Consider the following 16,568-nt stretch of genomic DNA (forward strand, 5'->3'; position numbering starts at 1 on the left):
ATCTTCGTCTTCGTCGTCGCCTTCGTCTTCGTCTTCGTCTTCGTCTTCGTCTTCGTCTTCGTCGTCGCCTTCGTCGTCGCCTTCGTCTTCGTCTTCGTCTTCGTCACCCTCATCAATGGGATCCGGTTGATCGGCATTATCATCTGTAACTGTCACTTCGTCGAGTTTACAGAGGTCTTGGTTCCAAATCTCCTCCGTGTCGCCATCACTGTAAACGAACTGGATGTCATATTCGCATTCTTCCAAATTTGGTTCAGTGAAGTCTATGTCGTCATTGGGGGCAATCGTGCCCTCAAGCGTGTTCTCACCCCAACTCGGATCCGACGAACCGCTAAAGCGAATTTCTACAATTTCCTTGTCGCCGTTATTGTTTATCGTAAAGTTGACTTCCTGGCCAACTTTAGCAACTGCTGCGGCAGCAAAGCAAAGCGCCACTATCGACGATGCGACCCTTAGATTTTTTTTCAGATTCATATTAATTATCCCCCTAGATTATGCAAAAATGCAGTATTGAAAATTGGCTTCCGTCACAAGCAACGGTATTTAAATGGTTTTTAAACGGTCAGCGGGTCCGTTTTTTTGCGCCCATATTTGAAATACGCAAACACGATTGCTCCAGCACCTATGAGCAGGCCGGCCGAGAGCATCGGCCGGACAAAAAACCAACCGATAGCAATAACAATCCCGCCGACGACTAACGCTAGGACAAAGGAAACTAGTCCAGTGGCGAAGCCGACTAAGGAACCGACGAAGGGGATGACATCCCCCAAAACGCTGAGGATCCTAAAAATCAAAATGAATCCAACAAACAGGGCCACAATCCCGCCTGCCCTGATTACCCAGGTCAGGGTCGCATTGTCATCTTCCCCTCTGGCAAACATTACTTTGGCGGACTTAAGGCCCGCGTCTAAAAGAAATAAGCTGTTCTGATTTTTAGTGGTGTACTCTGAAATGCTCGTACCGTTTTGCATGCCCACGACACTCGCCTCGGGAAGTATCATCTCTTCAAAGGTGATTTTGGTGTCTCCAATCTCTGGAGCACTTTCGTTCTCGCCGAAGTAGAGCGCCCCATTCACGGCACGGCCTTCTCCGGGATAGCCTAATGACTCGGAAGCAGCATTCGCTTCATCAGCAGAAATTGGGTGAGGTTTAGATGTGGCAACTCCCGCCAACTTTTGACCCGATAGGTTAAATGCGCCCAGCCTTGCGGCATCAACATAAGTCGTTGAGGATGGAAGCCAGAACTCTGGGTTCGCCTCTTCTTGGGGTTGCTTAAATTGAGATGACGCAACGGCAACGTCGCTCCATTCTTTTTCATAGCTATAGGTTTTGACCTCTTCTTCACCGCCGCCAAGCTTCTTTTCCGTCTTGGTGCTCTCGGTTTCCACCCATTGATACATTTCAACATGCCGCACCATCCCGACAGCTCCAGGCCCGGTTATTCCGGTCTCTGGATCGGCCACATCGGCATTCGGTATAACTCTGCTTTGAATGTGGATCAGTTTCCCTTCGAGGGCTGGGTCAACCTTCGCGGCATCTGTCGACACCACAGCAGCAAGGCCCTCTTGCAGCGATTGATAGGTCGCAACCGACCGGCCTTCGTTCCAAAACAATAAAACAATAGCGCCGATTAAAAGCGCAAGACCAAATAAGGCCCCCGTCAGTGCGCCCCCGATGCGTGAAAACCAAGAAGTAGACGTCCGTTCTATGATAGCCATTCTAAGTCTCCTTAAGCCCTAAAATTCAAACCCTCGTCCTTCTGAAGAGGAAATTTTTTCATAGTTAACGAGCCAAAATGACTATTTCATTACTGTTTTCAGTCGCAGCCAAAAAAGCTATTTCCTACTACCAACCGATCGAAAACAATACAGTAAAACACCTTATGTAAATTTCCGGGATCAACAATAATCTCGTGCATCATATGCCCTGCTAGGCTCAGGACCGACTGATTGATTTAAAAGATGTGGTTGCGGCGATTGTTATGGCAGACATGAAGGCGTGGGCGCATCACCCAGCGGGGGTAGTCAGTATTCCACTATAAGCTCGACTAGGGAACTTCCCCCTTCCAAGACCTACACAAAGAGAACCCACCGGGGTGGCACGCCCTGCTCTGGTTGACGGCACCCACAATTTCTTCTTACATAATATTCTATGGGTCTGGTTGACCTATGCAACCCCAACTACTTCTTGATAGAATTCTTCCGTGTACTTAGTGGGTGGATATGCTGTGGTTGAGACCCATAAGGAGATGTCATAATGCTTTTGATGTTTTTACTGGCGCAAGCGACGAATTGCTCTGAGCTAATTACCCAAATGGAAATGAACCACTGCGCGTCAGCAGATCATCAGCGAGAAGACACTGCAATGACAGCACAGTGGCGAAAAACGCTCGCGTATATGCGCAAACAAGAACGCTATACGACACCCAATACCGACAAGCGGCGAAGCTATAGTGACACCCTTCTAGATTCTCAGCGCGCTTGGTTGCGCTATCGCGATACGCAATGTGCTATAGAGGGGTATGTTGCTCGTGGGGGGTCTATGGAACCCATGCTTATTGCCGCCTGTAAAGCTAACCTAACGGCTGCGCGGCGAAGGGATCTGGCCGAACTCATGGTGGAATACTGACGATGCGTGAAAACTCCTCCGCTTGGGTCGATATTGGGCGTTGAGTTTGCGGTGTTGCAAGAGACGATAGTCCGTCGTTTGATCCTTTCAGGTTGTTAGATGATGGTTTGTGCATCAATCAGCCCTGACCCTAGTTCAAATTGAACCGATCACCCCCTGCTCCACTAGCGCAAGAGCTGCCAGAACACTGATCTGTGTATGCTGGACCGAGACGTCGATCTGCTGGCTATATACCTTTGAGCGCCAATTTTCCTGCGGTTCGGCCAATTAGAAACAAGTTGCAGTCATACTAACAATGTGATCAGCCTCTTTTCAACATTCATGGAGGTTGTTTCAATGCTTCGCCTATTGCTCGTCTTTTTCGCCTTTTTTGCGATTGCAGGGGCGGCATCTGCGCAGACGGCAGATACCGTCATCTTGATTAGTATAGACGGCTTTCGTCCTGATTACCTAGATCGGGGGGTTGCCCCCAATCTCAATGCTATTGCCAAGACCGGTGTGCTGGCAGCGGGCATGCGACCGAGTTTTCCTTCAATCACTTTCCCAAACCACTACACCCTTGTTACAGGTAAGCGTCCTGATCGAAACGGCGTTGTCAGTAATGCGATGGAAGATCAGACGATCCCGGGCGTTAGGTTTAGTATGTCTAATCGCGATGCCGTGATGGATAGGCGTTGGTGGGACGAAGCCGAACCTATCTGGGTAACGGCCGAGAAGAATAATATACGGACTGCAACCATGTTCTGGCCGGGATCCGAAGCGCCCGTTCAAGGGGTGCGCCCGCATGATTGGCGTATCTTTGATGGTTCGTTTGCCGCTGAAAGGCGTGTGCAAACAGTCATTGATTGGCTGGCGCGTCCGGTCGGTGAACGCCCTAAGTTTGTGACGCTCTATTTCGATGATGTGGACCATGCAGGCCATGTGTACGGACCCGAGGCCAAGGAGACGAACGATGCTATAGCTAAAGTGGACGCCGCCATTGGCAATCTTTGGAATGCCACTTCTAAGCTCAATCTGAAAGCTAATATGATCGTGGTTTCGGACCACGGGATGGCCGAGGTCAACGAAAAGCGTACAATCCGCCTCGACCAGATCGCTCCTGCAGGCAGCTATCGCATGCTTTATGGCGGAGCCTACGCTGCGCTCGAACCCACGGCAGGGCGGAAGGCGGCGCTTAACAGTGCACTCTTCCAACCTCACCCGCATATGCAGTGTTGGCCCAAGGAAAACATCCCAAGCCAGTTTCACTATGGCCAAAATCCGCGCGTGCCGGCTTTCATCTGCCTGGCTGAAACGGGGTGGCAGATCTTAGACCGCGCGCCGAAGTCGGGTTTCTCCGGCGGCGGCCACGGCTTTGATCCGAACGCACCTGAGATGCGCGCGCTGTTTCTTGCCGCTGGGCCCAGCTTTCTGAGCGGGGCGAAGATAGGAGTGTTTGACAATGTGGATGTTTATGCGCTCATCATGAAACTACTGAAGCTCCCAGCAGAACCGAATGATGGCTCTCTTGAAGCTTTTCATGCCTCGCTCAAACCTTAGCTTTCCTCATAGGCCGACAACTTTAATCTCAAGTTGCCAATGTGGAAGAGATCTTCACGGCCTTGTCCATCGTCAGAACATTTGACACTGATTTACGAAGATTTATTTCTCCTACTAAATTGCAGAATTTACCGGTTCTATGCCGAAGAACACACCGTCGCTAGCGTGCGCTAACGTAAAGCTGAGCGGCTACATTTGGGCCGGGAGCGGACAGGCAGCTTTCGGATCGATAAACCGGCAAAGCGGCACTTCAGCGGGCGACCGCTCCCCGCGATACATTACGTGCGCTCCGTTGATCGAAGGTAGCTCGAAGCGGTCTGATACGACCATGCTGGTCAGTATCGCCGCTATTGGAAACAGAACAAACTGCACGTTGGCATTGATATGCTGAACCTGTTTGCAATGCGGGATGACAACCTCACATTTTTCTACTATAGGGCTCGCCCATGAACGCATGGGTCCGAGATACGAAGAGTGGGAAGTCGCTTTTTGCGATTGCTGTGCTGCTTGCACTCTCCCTGCGTGTACTGATCCCCTCTGGCTTTATGCCAGTGGTTGGCTCGCAAGGCTTGGTCGTCCAGCTTTGCACAGGCATGGGCGTCGAGACGATTACGATCGACATCGGGAAAGAGCTACCAAGCGAGGAGCCACAACACACCGCTGAAAGTCCGTGTGTATTCGCAACAGGCCTTGGTCATAGCTTACTGGCTAACGCCGAGCTGACGACCATTCTGCCTTTTGTTTACGGCCTGACTATCTTCGTCGGAACGGCCATTGCCGATCTGACGATCAGCCGCCTTGCGGCCCCGCCGCCTCCCTCTCAAGGCCCGCCTGCGCTGAGCTAAGCTCGCGCAGCGGACAAATTACACCTCGTTCGCTGCTAACTGCGCTCAGGCTGTGCCTGCGCGCGCGTCTGTCATCCGTTTCGGACGATCAGGCTTAAGTGAACAGGTTTCATCATGTCTACACATACGAGGGCGATATCGCCCAAAATAGAACAACTTCGTTTCGTTCGGCGCTTGGCCTGGCGACTGGTTGTTATACTCTTGCTGATCCACTTCGCGGCGAGCGCTGCACACGATCTGCTTTTCGGAGACCCCGGTTTCCTTCTGGTCAAGGTGGGCTAAAATTATGCCGTATCTCAGCCAAAAACGCAGCTGGTGTAGCTCGATGAAGGGCGGCTGGCATTCCGGCAATTACCCAGCCCATGCTCATGCCAGGAGCGCCTACCCATCGGCTTGTAAATAGGGACCACAGAATGGCGCGCGATCGCGCCGTAAATGCAACACACGCTGCAATCGCAGCGGATCTAAATTCTAATTGAAGGTTATAATACTATGAAGGTTTCCATGATCGCGCTGGTTGCAGCGCTGACGTCAACTTCTGCATTTGCTGAAGAGGCTGCTACAGTGGCCGGTGACGACAAAGCTAATGATACTATTCTTGTCGTTGGTCAAAATGATGCACCGATCACAGTCGTGCCGCGCGGGCTATCTGTCTCGCTGGGGCAGGAAGAGTTCGATGCGGTTAACGCGCTAAATGTCGAAGATCTTATGAAATACGCGCCGAATTTCTTCGTCCGCAAGCGTTTTGCAGGGGATGACAATGCGGTGGTCGCACTGCGCGGAGCCAACACCATCCAGAGTGCGCGAACTATCGTAATGGTCGATGGTTTTGTGGTCTCCAACTTCCTGGGCAATCGATGGGACTTTCCGCCCAAATGGAATGTCGTCGGCCCTGCCGAGGTGCGCCAGTTCGATATCGTCTATGGTCCGTATTCTGCGCGCTATGGTGGTAATTCCATGGGGGGGGTCATCTCTGTGACAACGCAGGAGCCTAAAGAAACCTCCGCATATGCGACAGCTCAAACCATGATCATGCCGTTCAAGGAATATGGCTTTGACGAAACCTTCAAGGGGTACAGCCTTGAAGGTGGCATTAACTGGAAACAAAAAGATGGCCCTTGGTCTGTCCGGATTTCTGGTCGCCATTTTGAAAACACGGGCCAATCGATGACCTACAATTTGCTCACAACAACGACCGGCACTGGAACCGCCGTGACTGGCGCGTATGTAGACCCGCGTCTCGCTACGCCCGTGTTTGGCGCTGCTTCGCCAGTTGACGTAACTCAAGATCAAGCAAGGCTGCGCATAGGTTACGACACGGCAGGCGGTTGGCAGATCGACGCGCTTGGCATGATCTGGTTGACGAAGCAGGACCTGACCGACCCCCGCAGCTGGCTGGTAAACGCCAGCACAGGCGAGCCTGTTTACCAAGGCAAGGTAAGCTTCGGCGGAAGGGTCTGGAATGCGACTGGCGTTACTATGTCAAAAACACGCCGAACCGAATATCTGGCAGGCCTGAAGCTAGCTGGTCCTGCAGCGGGGTGGGACGTGTCTCTTAACCTGTCGCGATATTGGATCCCCGAATGGGATACGCGCACCTCAAAGGACTACGCAACAGGTGCCGCGCTGGGGCAAGGCACGCGCTCCCTCGCCAACACTCCCGGCTGGTATACCGGAGACCTCACCATTGAGCGTGAGTTTGGCCTGCACAAGGTCGCCTTTGGTGCCAATGCCAACCTTTATGAAACGTCGACGGATAGCTTTGCGACGACAAACTGGGAAGCCGCCACCGCACCAACTTATTCCACGTCGACATATGGAAAAACCAGCTTGTGGGGACTATGGCTTGAAGATGCCATCAACCTTGGAAGCAGTTGGGTTTTAACTGGGGGTATCCGATATGACGGATGGCGCGCTTATGACGGCGGCATCGCGAAGATCTATACAGGTGCACGCAAAGATGATCGCTATCCTTCGCGCACAGACAGCAGCTTCAGCCCGAAGCTGAGCCTGCAAGGCGAGCTGAGTGATGCACTGGCGGTCCAGATTAGCGTTGGTACTGCGAAGCGTTTTCCAACTGTCGGTGAATTATATCAGGGGCGGTTTGATGACATCTCACAGGCCATCGACCCGCAGAGCTTCGACCCCAATTTGAAAGCTGAACGCTCGGATGACGCAAACCTGATCCTGCGGCATCGTTCCGGAAAAGTGCAAACAACGCTCAGCATCTTTTACCAGAACATCGAGGATGCGATCTTTAGCTTCAGTGGCCTCAATCAGTTCGGCACGGTCATCACCAGCTACAAGAATGTCGATCAGGTTCGGCAATACGGCGCTGAGTTAATGGTCGAGGCCAAGGACATACTGTTCGATGGCCTTGATGTCGACGCCAACGTCGCGTGGATCGATGCCAAGACGGTCAAAAACGTTGCTAATCCAGCCGCTGAAGGGGTTCAGTTCCCCCGTATTCCGGAATGGCGGTCCAACGGGAACATTCGGTATCGTGTGGCTGATCCGGTCAAAGCTTCAATTGGGTGGCGTTATGCATCACGGCCCAATTCTGATTTGTTCGGGCTTGTACGGGGCGATGCCTATGGCTTTCAGACCGAATATTTCACAGTCGATACCCGCCTGACTTGGCAACTGAGCAAACAGCTCGAACTCGGCGCTGGGATCGATAATCTTTTCAACGATCAGTCTTATGTGTCACATCCGTTGCCGCAGCGGACGTTCGTTGTTGACCTGAAAGCGAAGTGGTAAAATCATGAACAAGCTGACGAGAATGGCTTCGCTCTATCGGATGATCTGGCGCTGGCATTTCTATGCCGGCTTGTTCGTTGTACCCATGATCTTGATCTTGGCTTTGACCGGCGCAGCCTATCTGTTCAAACCACAGGTAGAGCGCTGGGAAGAGCGGGCTTGGCAAGGGCTGGCAACCGAGAATGCCGTGACGCCCGAACAGCAGTACCATGCCGTACTCTCGGCCTATCCCGGCGCCAAGTTCCATTCATACCGGGTTCCCAATTCGCCCGGCGATGCCGCGATGATCCACGTGGGTTTGCCCGGATCAGGGCGCCAAATGCTGGATGTATTTGTTTCACCACAAGGTCGAGTTGTTGGGTCACTCGTTCCAGATGAGCGGATTATGGAAGTCGTAAAAGACATTCACGGACAGCTGCTCATGGGGAAACGTGGGAGTTTGCTCGTTGAGCTTGCTGCAAGCTGGGCGATCGTGATGGTTCTAACAGGGCTTTACCTTTGGTGGCCACGCGGCCGCGGTATATCAGGTGTTTTGTGGCCGAGGCTCTCACAAGGAGGGCGAACCGCATGGCGCGATATGCATGCCGTAACGGGCTTTTGGGTGTCAGGTCTTGCTCTAGTCCTGCTGCTGACCGGCTTACCTTGGGCAGAAGTATGGGGAAGTTCATTCAAAGCCGTTCGTGCGGAAATGGGCTGGGTCAAAGGCGCACAGGACTGGACTATTGGCGGAGAGACCCCAGTTTCTCCTGATCATGCAGAGCATGACCATGCGGCCATGATGGGGACAAGCCCTGCCATGCCTGAGGTTAATGATAGCCAGATCGTAACAGAAGCGACGGCAGGCCTCTCTCAAATGGTGATGTTAGCAAAGCAAGAAAACCTAGCATTTCCTGTCCTTGTTACACCCCCTGGGGCGCCGGGGCGATTTGGCAAAAAGGGAGCAGATGGCTGGACCATCCGATCGGATAGTCAGGATCGCACGCTCAGGACCACAATAACATATGATGCAAAAACGGGTCAGGAGTTAACGCGCGAAACCTTTGCCGATGATCATGTTATCGATCGCGTTGTCGGTTATGGCGTCTCTTGGCACGAAGGACAGCTGTTCGGCTGGATTAATCAACTGATCGGCGTGATCTCGGCGTTGATGCTCGTAACGCTGTCGATCACTGGCTTCGTCATGTGGCGACGGCGTAAGCCCCAAGGGCAGCTTGGAGCACCGCCTGTGGCGACGTCACCAACCAAGCTCAAGGGTGTTGCAGCACTGTTCTTCGTGCTCGCCGCCTTCTTGCCCCTGCTGGCCGCATCGCTGCTGGCTATCTGGCTTGTCGAGTTCTTAATCATTCGTCGAATGGCAAACGTGGCGCGATGGCTCGGTATGCCGAGCGACAAGCACCATTCAATTGAGCAGTAGGGCTATGATCCATTCCCGATTGTTAACTCTTCTATGGCTTCTCCCCGCTGCACCAGTCTTTGCTGAGGATCTGATAAAATCAACGGATAACGATATCATCGTCTATGGTCGGGCTATTGAGCAGATTGGCGTCGCGTCTTCCGCATCGGAGGGCACCGCAGGGTTTTGTCTCTCGTGGCTTCGTCGGTTTCCAGTTCCGAATAGCCAAGTCTGTCATTAGCGCCATAGTCGAACCCTTCCCCGAGAATGGTTTCTCGGGATACACTTGGGATACACTTATTCAGTCGCTTCTGGAAGATGTCATGATACAACCATCTACAAATGGATATATAAAACATTGATTTAATGTTATTATAATATGCATAAGATGTTGATCTGGAACATACTATTGGTCCCACCCTGTCCGCCAAATATCGCTGCCTCTCGCGCTCTTATTTCTCCGGCGTCAATTTCGCGCCGCTTTCGATGTTCTCATTAAAGCTGGTGACGATCGAGTCGACAATCATCTGGATTTCTTCCGATGCAAACTTCTCCGCTTCGGTCTGGCTTGATCCAAAAGAACGCTCTGACTTTACAAGGATTTCCTTATACGCCGCGCGCTCCATCGGGCATGCCGCGTCAGAGGTTTGGATGAAAGCTCTCGGGCTCGCTTTTTCGTCAACTGCGGTGTTGTGCACTTCGATCATACAATTGTTGAACGATTTACGGGCCGTGTCCATGGCGTCGCCCTTCATAGCGGCCATGCTAAGCAGTGCAGTTGCGATGATGGTTATCATGATTCAAATCCCTGATGTTGTTGACCTGATGGTTCTTCGACCTCTGATACACTCAGTTTACACAACCGTCATTGTGCAATCAATGCACTATGACGATTAGACCAATCCGAATTATTGCACGACCTTGCCGCCCTTAATCACGGCATCGACCGATTCCAGTCCGCGCACATCAGCCAAGGGATTTCCATCCACGGCGATGATATCGGCAAAACGGCCAACTGCGATGGCGCCCACATCTTTCTCACGATCAAGCGCCTGCGCCGCATTGCGGCTAGCTGCTTGAATGGCTTCCATTGGTGTCATGCCATATTGCACCATGGTCTTGAACTGGCCGCCAACCAAGCCGTGCGGCATCACGCCCGCGTCGGAAGCAAAGACCATCCGGACGCCGGCCTTGTGGGCTTTACGGAAATTGTCGCGCTGTATTTGCGCGACCTCGCGGTCTTTGCGCAAATTATCCTCAAGCACGCCATTTTTGGCGCCTTCGGCCTGCGTATAATCAGTGTTGTATATATCCATGGAGAACCAGACCGGACGCGGCCGTGCCACGGCAAGTTTAATCCCCTCATCATCGACAAGGCTGGCATGTTCGATGGTATCAATACCGCCCTTTATCGCCGCCTTGATACCCTCTGCGCCATGCGCGTGCGCTGCTACGCGCAAGCCCCATTGATGCGCCTCATCCGCAATTACGCGGAGCTCGCGCTCGGAAAGCTGTTGTTGGCCGGGCTCGGTGTTGCGGGAGAATACCCCTCCTGTTGCGCACACCTTGATGACCTCAGCGCCATATTTACGCTGACGGCGCACCTGGTACCGCAATTCGTCTTCGCTGTCGGCGATACCTTCTTCCTTGCCGGATTTTTCGAGGCTTGGTGGTAGGAAGGTCGAGTCACAATGGCCACCTGTTGCCCCTAAAGCATAGCCAGCGGGCACAATGCGCGGGCCCGTCGCATATCCGTTTTCTATGGCTTGTTTCAAACCAATATCGTTGCGGTTGCTTGAACCGACGTTGCGGACGGTGGTAAAACCAGCCTTGAGCATTGCCTGCGCCGATCCCACCGCCGTCATGCCCCAGAAACTGTCGGTGAATTCAAGCCCACGATAACCGCCGATATCAGCAGGACCATCCAGATGGACATGCATGTCAATTAGACCAGGCAAAAGGGTTTTGCCGGACATGTTGATATGCGTGACATCGCTGCCCCATTTGACGGTGCGCGCGTCAGCTATGCTGGTGATGCGGCCGTCTGGGCCGACAAAAACTGCTGGAAAGTCGACGGTTTTACCCGTCAAAACGTCGATCATCTTGTCGGCAGTAATGACAGCTGTTTGCGCCTGTGCTGCGCCAGACAAAAGTGCTGCGCCCGTTAACACCGCGACTCGCATATTCCGTCGTAAATTAGCCATTAACCGCATGTTTTAAGTCCCATATTTAATCAGTGGACTGTAAGATGACAAATTACCGGCATGTAGGACAGTAAAAGTTAGCGCCCCGCGTTCTAAAACTTTTGGACAGTTGGGTCTTTGCTCTGCCGTCGCTCCTTGCGGAAGGAAATGACTGCTGCGGCCATTAACGCAAAAGACGTCCCAAGCATCCATCCGCCAATGACATCTGTCGGCCAATGGACATTTAGCAAAATACGGGAAAGACCCGTAAGCAAAATCATAGCCGCAGCAGCCAATTGCCAAGCAGGATGGTGCGCTTGCGGAACGAGCATGATGAATAGCAGATAGACCACAGCTGCGTTGGTTGCATGGCCGCTTGGAAAAGCCGGGCTGCTGATCGGATCAAGTTGCGGGATTAGATCAGGACGAACACGCGCGAAAAAGTTTTTTAGTATGTCGGACGTCATTGCGGAGGCTAAGGTCGCAACCGCCATTGCCATTGCTGCCTCCCAACCCCACCAGCGCCAAAGCGCAAGGGCAAGAATGCCAACGATGACATAGCGCTGAATACCGCCGCCAATCCAGCTAAAGCCTTGCATGACAAGGATGAGCCAATCAGGCGAAACGCCGCGTTGCATTTTTAGGGCATGTGATAGGGCAATGTCAAAATCATGAAAACGCCCTGCCGTGACAGCAAAGCCCAAAGCAATCACTGCCGCAAAGAGCAGCAAGGCAGATGCAAACAGTCGCGCGGACAAAGTCACATGTGCAACATCTTGCCATAAGCGCTCAAGACGCTTTCGTGCATCATCTCGCTTAACGTCGGATGCGGGAAAACGGTGTGCATGAAGTCCGCTTCAACCAGTTCGGCGGTTTTACCGATGGTGTAGCCTTGAATAAGCTCAGTCACCTCCGCGCCGATCATATGCGCGCCAAGCAACTCGCCAGTTTTGGCATCGAACACGGTTTTGATGAAGCCTTCCGCCTCACCCAAAGCAATCGCCTTGCCATTTCCCATGAACGGGAAATTGCCAACCTTGACGTCAAAGCCAGCCTCTTTGGCTTTGGCTTCGGTGAGGCCGACGCTTGCGACCTGCGGATGGCAATAGGTGCAGCCGGGGATGTTCAGCGGGTCCATCGCGTGCGGATGCCCGCCAGCAATAGTTTCGGCGGCAATCGCGCCTTCATGGCTTGCCTTATGCGCCAACCAAGGCGGGGCGGTGATGTCGCCAATCGCCCACAGGCCGAGCACGTTGGTGCGGCAGTTGGCATCGGTTTTTAGGAAGCCGCGATCCATCTCTACGCCAAGCGCTTCCAACCCGATTTTCTCGGTATTGGGGACTATGCCAATGGCGACAATGCAATGCGTGAACTCAGATGCCACTACTTTGCCATCCTTGCCCTTGATCGATGCCGAAACACCCGCCGCGGTGGCCTTTAGGCTTTCGACCCCTGCCCCGGTCATGATGGTCATGCGCTGCTTTGTGAGCGCCTTTTCAAGGAAGGCCGAGACATCAGCATCCTCGACCGGCACGATGCGATCGAGCATTTCAACCACGGTGACATCTGCCCCCATATCATTGTAAAAGCTTGCGAATTCTATACCAATCGCGCCGGAACCAATAACAAGTAGCTTTTTCGGCATCTCGGGCGGCACCATCGCGTGGCGATAGGTCCAGATGCGCTTTCCGTCTGCAGGCGCAAACGGCAAATCGCGCGCGCGCGCGCCGGTCGCGATGATGATATTCTTCGCGGTTAGTTCCTCGGTCTTGCCATCCTTGGTGACCGAGAGTGTGTTCGCCGCAAGCAACTTTCCATCGCCCATATGGACGGTGATCTTGTTCTTTTTCATCAGATGCGTGACGCCTTGGTTCAGTTGCTTGGCAACGCCACGGGACCGCTTCACCACTGCGTCAATATCCGCGCTGATATTGGCTGCCGTCAGGCCATAATCGCCGGCATGCTGCATATAATGATAAATCTCCGCTGAGCGCAACAGGGCCTTGGTCGGAATGCAGCCCCAGTTTAGGCAAATTCCGCCGAGATTTTCACGCTCGACAATCGCAACTTTCAACCCAAGTTGCGCCGCACGAATTGCGGCAACATATCCACCCGGGCCCGAGCCGAGGACGACCAGATCATAATCAGCCATTTTACGCCACCAGGCCCAAAGGCTTCTCTACAAGTTCCTTGAACGCCTTCATGAACATCGCTCCGTCTGCGCCGTCGATGGCGCGGTGGTCGAACGAACCGGTTGCGCTCATGACCGTCGCGATAGCGAGGGCGTCATCGACAATATAAGGCCGTTTTTCGCCTGCTCCGACTGCTAGGATCATGCCTTGCGGCGGGTTGATCACTGCATCGAATTGCTTGATATCCATCATGCCCATGTTGGAAATCGATGCCGTGCCGCCCTGATATTCATGCAGTTGCAATTTACCTTCCTTGGCGCGGGCAGCAAGTTCGCCCACTTCGGTCGAGATTTTGGACAGCGACTTGTTCGCAGCGTCCGTAATGATTGGCGTTATAAGGCCGGTAGGTACCGAAACAGCAACGCTGATGTCGGCGCGCGTATATTGCAGCATATTGTCACCGGCAAAGCTTACATTGCACTTCGGCACCTGAACCAGCGCCAACGCCAGTGCCTTGATCAGCATATCGTTTACCGACAGCTTGATACCGCGCGCCTCCAATGACGCATTGAGATCTCCGCGCAGTTTAAGCAGTGCGTCAAGGCGCACATCGACGGTCAGATAGATATGCGGCACCTGTTGCTTGGACTCGGTCAGGCGGCGCGCAATAGTTTTACGCATATTGCTGAGTTTGATAAGCTCGTGCGGGATGTCTGTATCTATAGCAGCATGAGGAGCTGGCAACGGCAACGGCGGTGAGGAATGTACGGCACTTGTTCCAGATACTCCGGCGGCAAACGCTTCGACGTCAGCCTTAACGATACGGCCATTGGGCCCACTGCCCTTTACTGATGTAAGGTCCAACCCCTTGTTTACGGCTATCCGCTTGGCCAATGGGCTGGCTATGATCCGTTCGTCACCGGAGGATTGTTTCTGCACATCGGTTTTTGATATTGTTATCGGCGTCTCAATCGACTTTGACACGACTTGCACTGTTTTTGAAGCTTCGGGTAACGCAGCTGCTGGTGCGGTTGATTTCGGCGCAGGTGCTGCGTCCTCATCCTCACCCTGAATCATTGCGATTACCGTGCCAACCTTTACGCCGTCGGTTCCGGCGGCCACGAGCAGTTTTGTCACGATCCCGTCATCAATCGCTTCGAACTCCATAGTCGCCTTATCTGTCTCGATCTCTGCCAACAAATCGCCTGAAGAAACGCTGTCGCCTTCCTTCACAAGCCACCGCGACAATGTGCCTTCTTCCATGGTAGGGGAAAGCGCGGGCATTTTGAGTTCGATGGGCATTGGATAACAGCCTTTTTTGGACTTCGTTGATAACCCCGAATAGCCAAGCTTTCCCAAGCGTCAAGCGTGATAAGGTTGCCAATCATGCAATTTTCGCGCAGTCTATCTTAAATCACAAATGGCTGGCGACAAAGCCGGTGTCGGGGGGCATGCATGCGGACATATCTGGTGGTCATCGACGAAACCGAAGAAGCGCGCCTCGCTCTGCGTTTTGCGTCACGTCGTGCTGCCAAAACCGGAGGCGAAGTGCATATCTTGGCTCTCGTTGAGCAGGCTGACTTTGTCGCATGGGGCGGCGTTCAGGCAACCATGGAAGAAGATGCCCGCGATCGGGCAGAGCAGCTTGTGACTGCTGCTGCGGGTTCAATTTTCGATGAAATGGGCGTTCGCCCTGCCATCACCGTCAAACCCGGCGAAGCAATCGACGTGGTGAAGGTCATGCTCGAGGAGCATCCGGGCATCGCTGCACTTGTGCTGGGCTCCGCGGCGCACGGCGCGCCTGGGCCGCTGATAGCGCACTTTACCGGCGTCAATGCCGGAACACTGCCCTGCCCGGTCATGGTGATTCCGGGATCACTCAGCGACGCACAATTGGATGATTTGAGTTAGTTGCCAATATTGCGCAAGGCGGCGTTGGAGTTTAGCGCTTTTTCCCTTGATGGCGAATATTACCTGGACGCCCGCGCTTCCCGGCATCATATTTTCCAGACCTAGGCTTGCCTTTATGTTTGAATCGGTCAGGCGAATAGCTGCCACCTTCTGGCAACTCGAACCGCAGAGACCCTGAAATCGGGTTTGCCTCCGCCAGCCTCAGTTCCAGTCGCATTCCTGGGCGATATTCCTGCCGCGTTTTTTCACCGACTAATGTTTGGCTCGCCTGGTCATAATGGAAATAGTCTTTGCCCAAGGTTGAGACTGGAACCAAGCCATCGCCGCCAACACCTTCAACTGTCGCGAAAAATCCGAAATTCTGCACGCCAGTGATACGCGCCTGAATGATTTGTCCGACCTGCGCGGAGAGATACGCTGCGATATAGCGGTCGGTCGTCTCACGCTCTGCCTCCATCGCGCGGCGTTCGGTGCGGCTAATGGCTTCGGCAGTTGCCGCCAGCTTCATAATGGCGGCCTCGGTGAGGCCAGTCGTCGGCTCAACATCCTTCAACTTGGGTTTGGGCATCTCAAGCCCATAAGAACTCACCAGCGCCCGGTGCACAATAAGGTCGGCATAACGGCGGATTGGGGACGTGAAATGTGCATAGCTACCAAGTGAAAGGCCAAAATGGCCTACATTATTGGGGCCATAATAAGCCTGCGTCTGGCTGCGAAGCACCGCCTCCATGACCTGCGGGCGGACCTCCTCGTCAACGATTTTCTCAAGGATTGCGTTGAATGTCTCTGGCTTGACCACTTGGCCCAACGCGAAGTCGATTTCAAAGGTCTTGAGATATTCCTTGAGTGCAACAAGCTGTTCGCGGCTTGGCGGTTCATGGGCCCGGTAAATCAAGGATGATTTTTTGGCTTCCAATGCCTTGGCCGCGGCGACATTTGCAGCGATCATGAAATCTTCCACCAAACGATGGGCTTCAAGTTGCTCGCGCACGGCAACTCCGGTGACGCGGCCCTGTTCGTCCAGCGTAATTCGCTTCTCGGGTAAGTTAAGCTCCAATGGCCCGCGCTTATCTCGCGCGTTGGCGAGAAGCCGCCAACACGCCCAAAGCGGCTTAAGCGCCGTTTCGAGCAACGGGTTTTCCATTTGCCCATTAATTGCAGCTTGCGCGTCGGGATA

At 53.4% G+C, this 16,568-nt stretch carries 14 protein-coding genes; 6 read left to right on the top strand and 8 right to left on the bottom strand.

What is annotated here, in order from left to right; all coding sequences use genetic code 11:
- The coding region (locus tag Q0O33_RS09570; RefSeq protein WP_295498841.1) for a hypothetical protein at window positions 1-474 on the bottom strand (474 nt) is incomplete at its 3' end.
- Between the two features lie 80 nt (window positions 475-554).
- Window positions 555-1,718, bottom strand: coding sequence for a TMEM43 family protein (locus tag Q0O33_RS09575; protein ID WP_295498844.1), 1,164 nt, complete (start codon window positions 1,716-1,718; stop codon window positions 555-557).
- A gap of 538 nt (window positions 1,719-2,256) precedes the next feature.
- Here Q0O33_RS09575 and Q0O33_RS09580 point away from each other — a divergent pair.
- The 5 genes from Q0O33_RS09580 to Q0O33_RS09600 all read left to right on the top strand — a co-directional run bounded on the left by Q0O33_RS09580 (window position 2,257) and on the right by Q0O33_RS09600 (window position 9,186).
- The gene (locus Q0O33_RS09580) at window positions 2,257-2,628 is read left to right on the top strand and encodes a lysozyme inhibitor LprI family protein (protein ID WP_295498847.1); all 372 of its coding nucleotides are present in this window, start codon (window positions 2,257-2,259) and stop codon (window positions 2,626-2,628) included.
- A gap of 297 nt (window positions 2,629-2,925) precedes the next feature.
- Window positions 2,926-4,167: an ectonucleotide pyrophosphatase/phosphodiesterase gene (locus tag Q0O33_RS09585; RefSeq protein ID WP_295498849.1), complete on the top strand. Its 1,242-nt coding sequence runs from the start codon at window positions 2,926-2,928 to the stop codon at window positions 4,165-4,167.
- Between the two features lie 446 nt (window positions 4,168-4,613).
- Window positions 4,614-5,012, top strand: coding sequence for a hypothetical protein (locus Q0O33_RS09590; protein WP_295498852.1), 399 nt, complete (start codon window positions 4,614-4,616; stop codon window positions 5,010-5,012).
- 492 nt (window positions 5,013-5,504) lie between these two features.
- Window positions 5,505-7,772 (top strand): TonB-dependent receptor, encoded by a 2,268-nt coding sequence (locus Q0O33_RS09595; RefSeq protein WP_295498855.1) that lies wholly within the window; start codon window positions 5,505-5,507, stop codon window positions 7,770-7,772.
- Window positions 7,773-7,794: 22 nt separating this feature from the next.
- On the top strand, window positions 7,795-9,186 hold the full coding sequence (locus Q0O33_RS09600) for a PepSY domain-containing protein (protein ID WP_295498857.1): 1,392 nt from the start codon (window positions 7,795-7,797) through the stop codon (window positions 9,184-9,186).
- Between the two features lie 431 nt (window positions 9,187-9,617).
- Here Q0O33_RS09600 and Q0O33_RS09605 read toward each other — a convergent pair whose 3' ends face one another.
- The 5 genes from Q0O33_RS09605 to Q0O33_RS09625 all read right to left on the bottom strand — a co-directional run bounded on the left by Q0O33_RS09605 (window position 9,618) and on the right by Q0O33_RS09625 (window position 14,782).
- The gene (locus Q0O33_RS09605; protein WP_295498859.1) at window positions 9,618-9,962 is read right to left on the bottom strand and encodes a hypothetical protein; all 345 of its coding nucleotides are present in this window, start codon (window positions 9,960-9,962) and stop codon (window positions 9,618-9,620) included.
- Window positions 9,963-10,073: 111 nt separating this feature from the next.
- Entirely contained in the window at window positions 10,074-11,378 is a 1,305-nt protein-coding gene (locus Q0O33_RS09610; protein WP_295498861.1) for an amidohydrolase family protein, read from the bottom strand.
- 83 nt (window positions 11,379-11,461) lie between these two features.
- Window positions 11,462-12,112 (bottom strand): phosphatase PAP2 family protein, encoded by a 651-nt coding sequence (locus Q0O33_RS09615; RefSeq protein WP_295498863.1) that lies wholly within the window; start codon window positions 12,110-12,112, stop codon window positions 11,462-11,464.
- Window positions 12,109-13,500 (bottom strand): dihydrolipoyl dehydrogenase, encoded by a 1,392-nt coding sequence (lpdA, locus tag Q0O33_RS09620; RefSeq protein ID WP_295498866.1) that lies wholly within the window; start codon window positions 13,498-13,500, stop codon window positions 12,109-12,111. Before lpdA ends, Q0O33_RS09615 begins: the two co-directional genes overlap by 4 nt.
- A gap of 1 nt (window position 13,501) precedes the next feature.
- A complete protein-coding gene (locus tag Q0O33_RS09625; RefSeq protein ID WP_295498869.1) occupies window positions 13,502-14,782 on the bottom strand; it encodes a pyruvate dehydrogenase complex dihydrolipoamide acetyltransferase in 1,281 nt (426 codons plus the stop codon).
- A gap of 153 nt (window positions 14,783-14,935) precedes the next feature.
- Between Q0O33_RS09625 and Q0O33_RS09630 the strand changes: the two genes are divergently transcribed.
- Window positions 14,936-15,391: a universal stress protein gene (locus Q0O33_RS09630; protein ID WP_295498871.1), complete on the top strand. Its 456-nt coding sequence runs from the start codon at window positions 14,936-14,938 to the stop codon at window positions 15,389-15,391.
- 31 nt (window positions 15,392-15,422) lie between these two features.
- Here Q0O33_RS09630 and Q0O33_RS09635 read toward each other — a convergent pair.
- The coding region (locus Q0O33_RS09635; protein WP_295498874.1) for an RNB domain-containing ribonuclease at window positions 15,423-16,568 on the bottom strand (1,146 nt) is incomplete at its 5' end.

The organism is Sphingorhabdus sp. EL138, from assembly GCF_945862485.1.
Lineage (GTDB): Bacteria > Pseudomonadota > Alphaproteobacteria > Sphingomonadales > Sphingomonadaceae > Sphingorhabdus_B.

Excerpts from the sequence above, each read along its gene's own strand:
- Q0O33_RS09575 (WP_295498844.1), bottom strand. The coding sequence starts at position 1,718 with ATGGCTATCATAGAACGGACGTCTACTTCTTGGTTTTCACGCATCGGG.
- Q0O33_RS09580 (WP_295498847.1), top strand. The coding sequence starts at position 2,257 with ATGCTTTTGATGTTTTTACTGGCGCAAGCGACGAATTGCTCTGAGCTA.
- Q0O33_RS09590 (WP_295498852.1), top strand. The coding sequence starts at position 4,614 with ATGAACGCATGGGTCCGAGATACGAAGAGTGGGAAGTCGCTTTTTGCG.
- Q0O33_RS09595 (WP_295498855.1), top strand. The coding sequence starts at position 5,505 with ATGAAGGTTTCCATGATCGCGCTGGTTGCAGCGCTGACGTCAACTTCT.
- Q0O33_RS09600 (WP_295498857.1), top strand. The coding sequence starts at position 7,795 with ATGGCTTCGCTCTATCGGATGATCTGGCGCTGGCATTTCTATGCCGGC.
- Q0O33_RS09605 (WP_295498859.1), bottom strand. The coding sequence starts at position 9,962 with ATGATAACCATCATCGCAACTGCACTGCTTAGCATGGCCGCTATGAAG.
- Q0O33_RS09610 (WP_295498861.1), bottom strand. The coding sequence starts at position 11,378 with ATGCGGTTAATGGCTAATTTACGACGGAATATGCGAGTCGCGGTGTTA.
- lpdA (WP_295498866.1), bottom strand. The coding sequence starts at position 13,500 with ATGGCTGATTATGATCTGGTCGTCCTCGGCTCGGGCCCGGGTGGATAT.
- Q0O33_RS09625 (WP_295498869.1), bottom strand. The coding sequence starts at position 14,782 with ATGCCCATCGAACTCAAAATGCCCGCGCTTTCCCCTACCATGGAAGAA.
- Q0O33_RS09630 (WP_295498871.1), top strand. The coding sequence starts at position 14,936 with ATGCGGACATATCTGGTGGTCATCGACGAAACCGAAGAAGCGCGCCTC.